This is a genomic window from Serinicoccus sp. CNJ-927 (genome assembly GCF_001942435.1).
GTDB classification, from domain to species: domain Bacteria; phylum Actinomycetota; class Actinomycetes; order Actinomycetales; family Dermatophilaceae; genus Ornithinicoccus; species Ornithinicoccus marinus.
Map to the genome: position 1 here is coordinate 32,562 of NZ_MKKF01000014.1, position 11,063 is coordinate 43,624.

Annotated in this window: 5 protein-coding genes and 1 rRNA gene; 1 reads left to right on the plus strand and 5 read right to left on the minus strand. The window is 72.3% G+C overall.

Translation table 11 applies throughout. The features are described from left to right. Positions 1-582, plus strand: a complete 582-nt coding sequence (locus tag BJF86_RS06640; protein ID WP_075817589.1) for an ArsR/SmtB family transcription factor — start codon at positions 1-3, stop codon at positions 580-582. On the opposite strand, the gene pulA (BJF86_RS06645) is transcribed toward BJF86_RS06640, so the two are convergent. From pulA (BJF86_RS06645) to rrf, 5 genes are all read right to left on the minus strand, one after another. Further along, positions 579-3,251, minus strand: a complete 2,673-nt coding sequence (gene pulA, locus BJF86_RS06645; protein ID WP_075817591.1) for a pullulanase-type alpha-1,6-glucosidase — start codon at positions 3,249-3,251, stop codon at positions 579-581. The two genes, BJF86_RS06640 and pulA (BJF86_RS06645), sit on opposite strands and share 4 nt — an antisense overlap. A gap of 22 nt (positions 3,252-3,273) precedes the next feature. After that, the gene (gene pulA, locus BJF86_RS19535) at positions 3,274-6,840 is read right to left on the minus strand and encodes a pullulanase-type alpha-1,6-glucosidase (RefSeq protein ID WP_321166159.1); all 3,567 of its coding nucleotides are present in this window, start codon (positions 6,838-6,840) and stop codon (positions 3,274-3,276) included. Next, entirely contained in the window at positions 6,837-8,966 is a 2,130-nt protein-coding gene (locus BJF86_RS19540; protein ID WP_321166160.1) for an alpha-amylase family glycosyl hydrolase, read from the minus strand. Before BJF86_RS19540 ends, pulA (BJF86_RS19535) begins: the two co-directional genes overlap by 4 nt. Before the next feature lie 122 nt (positions 8,967-9,088). Beyond that, positions 9,089-10,873: a stealth family protein gene (locus tag BJF86_RS06655; protein ID WP_075817597.1), complete on the minus strand. Its 1,785-nt coding sequence runs from the start codon at positions 10,871-10,873 to the stop codon at positions 9,089-9,091. A gap of 96 nt (positions 10,874-10,969) precedes the next feature. Continuing rightward, positions 10,970-11,063: ribosomal RNA gene (gene rrf, locus BJF86_RS06660) — 5S ribosomal RNA — on the minus strand; the annotation flags it as partial.

Below are 11,063 nucleotides of genomic sequence, written 5' to 3' on the forward strand. Positions count from 1 at the left end.
ATGGCGCAGTCGTCGGCGCTGCGCACCCTGGCGCACCCGCTGCGCAGCAGGCTCCTGGCCGAGCTGCGGGTGCACGGCCGTGCGACCGGCACCGAGCTAGCGGCCGCGCTGGGCACCCACACGGGTGCGACGTCCTACCACCTGCGCCGGCTGGCCGAGGTCGGGCTCGTGGAGGACACGGGCACGGGCACGGGACGCCGACGGGTGTGGCAGGCGGTCGAGGACCCCGGACCGGGCGCGACGGACGCGGAGCCCGAGCCGCTGGACGAGGACGACGCCCAGGCCGCCGACTGGCTCGCCCTGGACTACCTCGCCCACTTCGGCGACCGGGCCCGCCACTGGCTGGTCGCCCAGCAGGACTGGGACCCGATCTGGCAGCGGACCTGCGGGCTGGAGGACCACACGGTGCAGGTGACGACCGAGCAGCTCACGGCCATGCGGGCCGAGCTGCTCGAGGTGCTCGACCGCTACCGCCGCGTGGGCCAGGGCAACCCGGCGGCCAAGCGGGTCGTCGTCTACACCTGCGCGCTGCCGGTGGACCCCCGCTCGACGGGTGGGCCGGGTGAGCGCCCCACCCGCTAGCGAGGTGCGGGACGCACGAGGACCGCGGCGGTGAGCCCCGGCACCACCACCTGACCCAGCCGGGCGCGCCACCGCGTGGCCTTGACCACCTCGTCGGCACCGTCCCGCAGGACGGGCGAGAGCTCCCAGTGCTGCCCGGCCAGCTCGGCGATCTCGATCTCGACGGTGTCGGCCGCGGCGTTGAGGACGACCAGGACGCCGTCCTCGCCACGCCAGGACCCCGCGCACCGGCGTCCGTCGACGAGCATCACCACCCGGTCGGCGGCGCCCTGGCCGGTGCCCGAGACGGGGAAGGACACGGCATGCTCCACCGCCGCCGCCGAGCCCAGCCGCAGCAGCGGGTGACGCGCCCGCAGCCGCAGCAGGTCCAGCGCCCGGTCGCGCGCGCCCTGCATGTCACCCGTGCTCGGCACCAGCGACGGGTCCGCCAGCAGCGGCCGCATGACGTCCCAGCGGGGACCGTTGTCCGGCTCGGGGGGCAGCCCGCGCGCGAAGCCGTTGTCGCGCAGGCCCGGGTCGTAGTGGTTGAACCAGTCGCCCGAGGCATAGCTGTTGCGGTCCAGGCTCTTGCTCCGCAGCAGCTCGGCCCCGGCGTGCCAGAAGCTGAGGCCCTGCGACAGGGTCACCGTCGCGAGCGCCAGCGTGTTGCGCCGCACTCGCTCGGCCATGCTCGTCCCCGGCGGCAGCTTGAGCAGGAGGGTGTCCCACAGCGTCTCGTTGTCGTGCGCGTCGACGTAGTTGACGCACTCCTCCGGCGAGGCGGCATACCCTGCCGGCGAGCCGCCGTAGGGCACCTGCTCGCCGCGCACCACCTCTCCCGTCTCCTGGCTGCGCAGCACGATGCCCCGCAACCCGCCGGCCAGCCCCACCTGCAGCAGATCGGTATGCCGGGGGTCCGCTCCCCCGGTCGCGAAGCCGAGGCCGGACCGCGGGTCGGCCTCGTGCACGCTGCCGCCCCGGACGGCGTCCCGCAGCCGGTCGTTGAAGGTGCCGATCCCGGTGCCGTCCAGCTCCCCCTGGCTCGCCTGGCGGAAGCGTGCGCCGTGCGCGACCTCGCCGAAGTCCCAGCCCTCGCCGTAGAGGTGCACGGCGCTGCCATCGACCCCGTGCTCCGCCACCGTCAGGGCGTCCAGCGCGTCGCGCACCGCCTCCAGGTTGTCCCAAGAGTGGTGCCCCATGAGGTCGAAGCGGAAGCCGTCCACCCGGTAGTGCCGCACCCAGAGGACGCAGCCGTCGACCATGAGCTTGCCGGCCATGGCGTGCTCGGTCGCGAGGTTCTGGCAGCAGGTCGAGGTCTCGACGTGACCCTCCTCGTCGAGCCGGTGGTAGTAGCCGGGGACGACGCGGTCCAGCACCGAGGCGCGGTGCAGCCCGGAGTCGGTGGTGTGGTTGTAGACCTGGTCCAGCACCACGCGCAGGCCCAGCTCGTGCAGCCCGGCCACCATCGTGCGGAACTGCGCGGTCCGGGCTCCGCCGTGCGCCTGCCCGGGGCTGGTGGTGTAGGACCCCTCGGGCGCGAGGAAGTGCCAGGGGTCGTAGCCCCAGTTGAAGGCGTCGCGCAGCGCGTGCGCGCGCACCCGGCGCTGCTGCTCGGGGCTGTCCGGCGGCAGCGCCGCGAGCGCCTGCACCGGCTCGTGCGCCCGCTGCGCCGGGTCCTCCGGCACCGAGGTGAGGTCGTAGGTCGGCAGCAGGTGCACCGAGGTCAGACCCGCCTGCGCCAGCCGCCGCAGGTGCCTCCGCCCGAGCCCGTCGGCGGCGAAGGCCAGGTATGACCCGCGCTCGGCCGGCGACACCTGCGGGTCGTCCCGGGAGAAGTCGCGGACGTGCAGCTCGTAGATCGCCTGGTCGACCGCGCGGACCGGCGCGGGCGTCGGCGCGTCGGTCCACCGCCGCGGGGCGTGCGACGGGTCCTCGAGGTCGACCAGCACCGAGTGCCTCGAGTCCAGCGACAGCCCGACCGACCACGGGTCGGTGCTGCGGACCTGCCGGCGCTCGCCGGTGCGGGGCAGGACGTGGTCGAGCTCGAGGACGTAGCAGCGGTCGGCCCACGCCGTCGTGCCCGTGACGGTCCAGGTGCCGTCCGGCTCCCGGTCCATCGGCACCCGCATCGGCTCGCCGGCCGGCGACCAGGCACGCTCCCGCCCCGGCTCGGGCCGCCCCTCCCACAGCAGCAGGTGGACGCCCCGCGCGGTGGGCGCCCAGACCCTGACGGTCGGCACCCGGGGGAACGGCTCACCGGGCGGCCCCTGCCAGCTCACCCCGAGCTCGCGGCTCGTGGCGGACGAGGCATACAGGTCGTCCAGCACCCCGGGCACCTGCAGCGAGGTGGCGACCCGCAGCGCGCCACCCCCGTCGCGACCGAGCAGGGCGACCTGACCGGTCAGGATCTCCTCGACGCGGCCGACGTCCTCGTCCGCGAGGTGCAGCGCGTGGTATGCCGCGAGGTGCGGCCACCGGCGCGCCGCCGGGTCCGGCAGCGCCCCGGCACCGAGGACGAGCCGCGCCGACCCCGGCGGCGCCTGCGGGTCGAGCCCTCCCTCCGGCGCCAGCGCCAGCTCCCAGCTCAGCTCCGCCACCGCGGTGCCCTGCGGCGCCGCGGTGGCGGGGACGGCGAGGAGGTCACGGGTCAGCCAGTGCGCGCGGGCGCGCAGCAGATCGAGATGGTCCACGCGGCCCATCCTGCCTGCCGGGTCAGGGCTGGACGAAGACCGCCACGGTCCGGGCCGGCACCTGGGCGGTGCCGGTGGCCGCGTCCCACGTGGCCTCCTGGACCACGGGGTCGGCGCCGTCCGCCTGCACCGGCGAGAGCTCCAGATCGGCACCCTCGAGACCGGGCACCACCTGGTCGACCGGCTCGGCGCCGGCGTTGAAGACGACGACCAGGCCGTCCAGCTCCGGGTCGACGTCCGCGCCGACCGTGTCGTCCACCCGCATGACGACGACCTGCTCGTCACCCTGCTCCGTCCCGGAGACCGGGAAGGTGAGCTTGGCCTCGATGAGCTCGGCGTCCCCGAGCCGGAAGAGCTCGGTGGAGGAGCGCAGCCGCAGCAGGTCGGCGGCCATCGCGGAGGCCTGCTCGATGTCGGCCGGCTCGGGCGCCAGCGCCGGGTCGGCCAGGAGGGGCTGCATGAGGCCCCACTTGTCCTCGTTGTCCGCCGCCGGCGGCAGGCCCCGGCCGAAGCCGTTCTCGGTCATGGTGAAGTCCAGCAGGTTGAACCAGTCGCCGCTGTTGTAGGAGTTGCGGTCCAGGCTCTTGCTGCGCAGCAGGTCGGCGCCACCGTGCCAGAAGCTGATCGACTGCGACAGCGTCGTGGTGGACAGGGCGAGGGTGTTCATCCGCACCCGGTCCGCCATCGGCAGGTCCTGCGGCAGCTTGAAGGTGAGGGCGTCGAAGATCGTCTCGTTGTCGTGGGCGTCCACGTAGTTGACGACCTCGTCCGGGTCCTGCGCGTAGCCGGCGGCCGAGCCGTTGTAGTCGACCTGCTCGCCGGTCACCACCTCACCGGTCTCCTGGCTGCGTAGCTCGAAGCCCCGCAGGTTGCCGGCGAGGCCGACCTGCACCAGGTCGGTGTCGTTGCCGCTGGTGCCACCCGTCGCGAAGCCCTTCTCCGCACCCGGGTCCTCGTCGAAAGGTCCGCCACCGCGGACGCCGTCGCGCAGCCGGTCGTTGAAGGTGCCGATCGAGGTGCCGTCGAGCTGGCCCTGTGTGGCCTGGTAGAACCGGGCGTTGTCGGCCACCTCGCCGAAGTTCCATCCCTCGCCGTAGAGCGTGACCTGCGAGCCGTCGACGCCGTCGCGGCGGACGGTGAGCTCGTCCAGCGCGGCACGCACCGCCTGCATGTTGTCCCGGCTGTGGTGACCCATGAGGTCGAAGCGGAAGCCGTCGACCTTGTAGTCCCGCGCCCAGACGACCACCGCGTCCACCATGAGCTTCTCGGCCATGGCGTGCTCGGTCGCGATGTTCTCGCAGCAGGTCGAGGTCTCCACGTCACCGACGGCGTTGAGCCGGTGGTAGTAGCCGGGCACGACCTTGTCGAGGACGCTCTTGCTCCCCTGGCCCGACTGGGCGGTGTGGTTGAACACCTGGTCCAGGACGACGCGGAGACCGGACTCGTGCAGCCCGCCGACCATCGTCCGGAACTCGGCCACCCGGGCACCGCCCTGGGCCGCCTCGGTCGTCGAGGCGTAGGAGCCCTCGGGCGCCATGAAGTGCCATGGGTCGTAGCCCCAGTTGAAGGCGTCCGCGTCGGCCTGCGCCATGACGCACTCCTGCTGCTCGGCGCTGTCCGGCGGGAGCGAGTCGAGGTCGCAGTCCGGCTGCGGCACCGCGTCCGCGTCGGCGGTCGTCTCCGGGATCGAGGCGATGTCGAAGGTCGGGAGCAGGTGCACGGTGTTCATCCCCGCCTCGGCGAGCGCCTCCAGGTGGCGGCGGCCGTAGCCGTCCTCGGCGAAGGCCAGGTAGGAGCCGCGCAGCTCGGCCGGCACGTCCGGGTCGGCCATCGAGAAGTCGCGCACGTGCAGCTCGTAGATCGTCTGGTCGACCTCGTCCTCGAGCGCCGGCGCCTCCGCCCGCTGCCAGACCCGCGGCTGCCACTGCCGGTCGTCCAGGTCGACCAGCACCGAGCGCTCGCTGTCGAGGGTGAGGGCGACCGAGTACGGGTCGGTGACCCGGTTGGTCTCCACCGCCCCGGTCTCCGGCACGAAGACGTCGACCTCGAAGAGGTACTCGCGCCCCGTCCAGGACCTCTTCCCCTTGATCTCCCAGCTGCCGTCCTTGAGCCGGCGCAGGGACGACTCCTGGGGGTCACCCTGGCCGCCCTCGGGCCAGGTCAGCAGCCGCACGTCCTGGGCGGTCGGGGCCCACAGCCGCAGGGTCGGGTTCGGGCCGCGCCAGCTCACGCCGAGCGCGGTGTCGGCGGCCCGCTCGGCATACAGGTCGTCGAGGACACCCGGGACCTGGACCCCGGTCGCGTCGGCCAGCCGGCCGAGGTCGTCGTACATCGCGACGGCCACCTGTCCGGTGAGGATGTCCCCGGCGGCCCGGGCGCTGCGCCGGTCCAGCCGCAGGGCGAGGTAGCCCTCGAGGTGCGGGAAGTCCTCGAGCACCTCCTCAGGAAGCCCGTCCGGGTCGAGGGTCAGCGGCGAGGAGTCACCTCCGGTGACGGCCTCGGCATCGATCCCCAGCCCGCCGTCGGCGGACCAGTGGAGCCGCCAGTCGCGCAGCACGGCGTCCTCGACCCCCTCTGCGGGCCACGCCACCAGGTCGTCGCGCACCCAGTAGGCGCGCTGCGAGCCGAGGTCCGGCGCCACGCCCGCCTCGGACGTCGTCACGCTCAGCACGTGCGTCTCCAGGTCGTAGCTGAAGGTCGTCCGCACCCCGTCGGAGGGCACGGAGAAGCCGATGTTGGCGCCGTCCCGCTCGCCGCCCTCGCCGTAGTTCTCGTCCCAGGACAGGCCGTGCGCCACCTTGAGCTCGTAGGTGCCGGCCGGGATCGCGGTGGTGGCATAGGTATACGTGCCGTCGCCGTCCGGGTCGATGAGCCAGGGGGCCATGCAGGAGGGGTCCCAGTCGCCGGGGCAGCCCAGCTCGCTCTGCATGGAGCCGGGAGCGGTGATGATCGGGCCCTCTGCGTCGGAGGTCACGTAGTGGCGGGCGTGCTCGTAGTAGAAGCTCACCGGCCCGCCATCGGCGGTGTAGCCGATGTTGGCACCTCCGGGTGCTCCGCCGGCGCCGTAGCTCTCGTCCCAGGAGCGGTCGATCGCAGCCTTGTACTCGTAGTCGCCGGCCGGGATCGTGCCGGCGTCGTAGGTCCCCTTCCAGACGGTGTCCTTCGCGTCCAGCGTGAGCTGCGCCTGGTCGCAGTCCGGCTGCCAGTCGCCCGGGCAGCCCATGGCGGCGTTGTGGCTGCCGGGCACGCTGACCGCGTCCGGCTGCTCGACCGGGCCGATGGGGTCCACCCCACCACCGCCGCCCCCGCCGCTGCCGGCCTCGCCGACGATGCCGTAGCTGGAGGAGGCCGAGACGTTGCCGGAGTGGTCCTGCAGGATCGCCCGGTACTCCAGCAGGGTGCCGTCCGGCAGACCGGTGACGTCGTGGAAGACACGGTAGGGCGCGTTGTCGTCGGTGCCGAGCACCGACCACTCCTGCACACCGACGGGGCGGTAGGCGAAGGTCACCTGCGCGAAGACGTTCTCCGGCACCGCGGCACCGATCTCGGCGCGCCCGCCCACGACCCCGCCGGCCGCCGGGCTGGTCATCGCGACCGACGGTGCCTCACGCGCCCGCGCAGGTCTTTCTCGGCCCGGTAGACCTCGACGGACAGCGGGTCCACGTCGACGGTGAGACGGCCTTCGGACCCGGTGATGAACCGGCCCCGCTCGCCGTAGATGGCGCGGAACATCGTGCGGGAGCCGTAGGTCGACAGGGATGCCTGCTGGGGCTCGTCGGAGTTGTTGGCCACGACGAGGTACTCGACCTGCTCCTCGGCGTCGATCCGGGAGAAGGCGTAGATCCCTGCCTCGTTGCTCGCGTAGCGGTGCATCTGCGCCCCGTCGGCGAGCGCGGGGTTGGCCTCGACGAGGTCGCTGAGCGCCGCGATCTGCCGGTACAGCGGGTGCCCGGTGTCGTAGCGGTCCCGCGCACCGGAGGGAGCGCCGATGACCGGCTCGTCGGCATACTGCTGCACCTGGGTCGCGAACATGTCCTGCCGCGCGTCCTTGTCGCCGCCGGCTCCGATGAAGCCCTGCTCGTCGCCGTAGTAGACGACCGGCTGCCCGCGGGTGAGGAACATCAGCGCGTTGGTCAGCTCGACCCGCCGCTGCAGGTCCTCCCCGGAGTGGTCCCCGGCCAGCATCATCGCCGCCCGGCCCATGTCGTGGTTGCCGGTGAAGGTCGGCAGCTGGTAGGCGTTGGAGTCGGTGTCGGTGTAGTAGTCGTCCTGCGCGTAGAACCTCCGCAGTTCGGTGGTGGCGGCACCCCGCGCGAAGGCGACCGAGCGCGCCTGGAAGCCGAAGTCGATGACGGCCTGGAGCTCACCTTCGGTGGGGAAGGTGGAGAGGTACTCCGGGTTGGAGTCGTAGACCTCGCCGAACATGAAGAAGTCCTCGTTGCCCTCACGCGCCGCCTCCAGCACCCGCGGGCTGAACTCCTGCCAGAACTCCAGGTTGACGTGCTTGACGGTGTCGATCCGGAAACCGTCGATGCCCAGGTCGGCCCAGGTGGAGTAGATGTCGACCATGCCGTCGACCACCTCGGGGTTCTCGGTGAAGAGGTCGTCCAGGCCGACGAAGTCGCCGTACAGGCTGGACTCGCCGGCGAAGGTGGAGTCGCCGCGGTTGTGGTAGAGCGTGCGGTCGTTGAGCCAGCCCGGCACCTTCACCTCCGCGTCCTCCTCGGTGCGGAAGACGGGGGTGTAGGGGAAGGAGGTCTCGGGGTCCAGGAGCGGGAACGGCTTGTTGACGTAGTCGCGGTCGTCGAAGGCGTTGCCGGCCGCGTCGCGGTAGGGCTCGGTCTCCTTGTCGACGTAGCCGTACTCCCCCTCGGCGTAGTCGATGACGTCCGCGGTGTGGTTGGTGATGATGTCGAAGTAGACCTTCATCCCCCGGTCGTGCGCCTCGTCGATGAGCGCCTTCATCTCCTCGTTCGTCCCGAGGTGGGGGTCGATCTGGGTGAAGTCGGTGACCCAGTAGCCGTGGTAGCCCGCGCTCGCGTCGGCCCCCGACCCCTGGACCGGTCGGTTCTTGAAGCTGGGAGTGAGCCAGATGGCGGTCGTCCCCAGGCCCTCGATGTAGTCCAGCCGGTCCTGGATCCCGGCGAGGTCGCCGCCGTGGAAGAAACCCTTGTCGGTCGGGTCGAAGCCGTGCTCCAGCCGGTCGCCCGCGATCTGGGCCGTGTCGTTGCTGGTGTCCCCGTTGGCGAAGCGGTCGGCCATGACGAAGTAGAACTGCTCGCGGGTCACCGGGGCGCGCAGGCTGTCCGCCGCGAGGGCGGCGTCCTGGTCCTCCTCACCTTCCGGGAGCACGGGCACGAGGCCCACCGCATCCGTCTCGTCGTCGAAGGAGAACTCGAGCGTGGCGGGCCCCTGGACCTCGAACGAGAGGTTCTGCTCGGGGTAGGCCTCGTCCCACCCGCCGTCCATCGCGACCTTGTACTCCCAGCGGCCCGCGGGCACCTCGAAGGTGCTGCGGTAGTGGGTGCCGCTGCCCTCGACCGGAGCCAGCCGCGTGCTCTCGCACGCCGGCGCCCAGTCCTCGTCGCACCCCAGCTCGCTCTGCAGGTCACCCACCAGGGTGACGGTGCGGGCCTCGTCGGCCTCGGGTGCGGCCAGGGTGGCGGCCGGGAGCACGGCGGCCGCCGTGGTGGCGAGCAGGGTGGACCCGAGCACAGCAGCGAGAAGTCGACGCGTCATTGCGATCTCCAGGAGGGCAGGGATGTGGACCTGGCACTCAACCTAGGACCTGGCTGCGAGAAACACAACACTTCTTCGCAAGATCTTGCACGAACCGCTCAGGCCGGCACCGGCGTGCGCTCGAACGGCGAGGGGAAGGGGAAGCGGGAGTCCAGGAAGTCGCGCATCATCTCCTGCACCGCCGCCCGGGCCTCCTCCGGGGTGTCCAGGTCGTTGAGGCAGAAGGTGTCCACCGGTGGTCCGGCCTCGAGCCGGGCCAGCCGCTCCGCCGCGTCCGGCGCCCCGACGTCGACGTAGCGCATCGCGATGTCGGCCGGGACCGCCCGGCCGGTGAGCAGGGCGTAGTGGTGGTGCAGCGTCGCCGCGAAGCCGACGTCCGCGGGCGAGCGGAAGCGGGACCTGGTCGTGGCACCGACGGCCTCGGGGTAGGCCTGCTCCAGCTCCAGCATCACCTCCCGGATCTGGGGGTGCGGTGCGTGCTTGAACTTGTGCGTGATCCCCCGCCCGAAGGACTCGGCCAGGAGCGCCCGGACGTTCTTGCCGGCCGAGTTGGGGGCGACCTCCCCCGGGATGAGGTCACCCACCCCGAGCTGGAACGGCGAGAACGCCACCCGGGCGATCCCGTTGCCGTGGAAGAAGGTCTCCGCCGTGACGGGCCGCGCGAGGAAGACGTCGTCGTTGAGGTAGAGGTACCGGTCGGAGAGTCCGGCGATGTGGTGCAGCCGGGTGCCGATGGCGTGCGAGTTGAAGGTCGGGAGCGCGACGTCGTCGAAGATGTCCTGGTGGTCCACGACGGTGATCCCCCGTGCCTCACGGTCCAGCCACCCCGGGACCTGGGCGTCGGTGACGACGTAGACGTGACGCACGAAGGGGGCATACATGTGCAGGGAGCGCAGGGAGTAGCGCAGCTCGTCGTGGCTGATGTACCGCGAGGCGTTCGCGGCGAGGCCTGCAGGCGCCTGGCCGCTGAACCGGGCGCGTCGCCGGGCGTGCGCGGGGTCGTCCCCGTCGACCCAGGTGTAGACGACGTCGACGGGAAAGGTGACCTCGTCGGCCAGCGTCCAGGCGAACGGCTCGTAGGTCGGGCGGGACCGACCCCCGATCGACACGGTGGTGCGCTGCTGCGCCGAGGGTGGCAGGACGTCTGCGACCAGGTTGGGGCGGGGTGCGACCAACGAGACGTCCCTCACCTCCGGAGGTGTCTGGCACCGCAACCGGGCCGCCCGCTCCGGTCCGTCCGCTGCCTCCGTCAGCCGCGCCCCCTCCTGCCAGAACTCCACGTCACAGCCGTACTCCAGCCCGGCCAGCAGGCGGCCGGTCGGCGAGACCAGCGGTTCGGCGAAGCGGATGACAGGAGCCCGCTTGATCCGGGCGTCCAGGGCACCGTCCGCGTAGGCGCTGCGCACCTGGGGCCGCCCCTCCCGCGCGGGTCGCAGCGCGTGCAGCGCGCTCATGGCGTGACGTTCGCGCATCGCCTCGAGGACCGCGGCCCGGTGCGACTCGTGGACCCCCACGACCCGCCTCAGCCGCGAGCGGCCTCGGACCACGAAGTAGTCGATCCCGGCCGACTCCAGGACGTCCGCGACCAGTCCCAGGTTGCGATCGCCGGCCCCTCGGGCGGTGAAGGCCACGACCTCCCGCGCCGGCCCCTGGAGACCGTCGGCATCGAGGATCCTGATCTGCGGGTCAGCAGCGCGCGCCGCGTCACGCCGCTCGGCGATCCGCCTGCGTCGGCGCTCCTGCCGGTCACGGCGCTCCCGCTCCTCCTGCTCACGCTCGGCGCGCTCGGCAGCCACCCAGTCCGCCTCGGCGCGACGGGCTCGGACCGCGCTCGGCAGCAGCCGGCGCACCGCGCCGGGCAGCAGCCGGTCAGGCTGTGGCATCGAGACCTCCCCCGGGCTCAGGCACGCGGGCAGGCCCACGACCGTGGATATGCGAAAGGGCCCACCTTGGGGGGTGGGCCCTTTCGTTGAGTGGTGGTCCGGCGGTGTCCTACTCTCCCACACCGTTCCCAGTGCAGTACCATCGGCGCTGTCAGGCTTAGCTTCCGGGTTCGGAATGTGACCGGGCGTT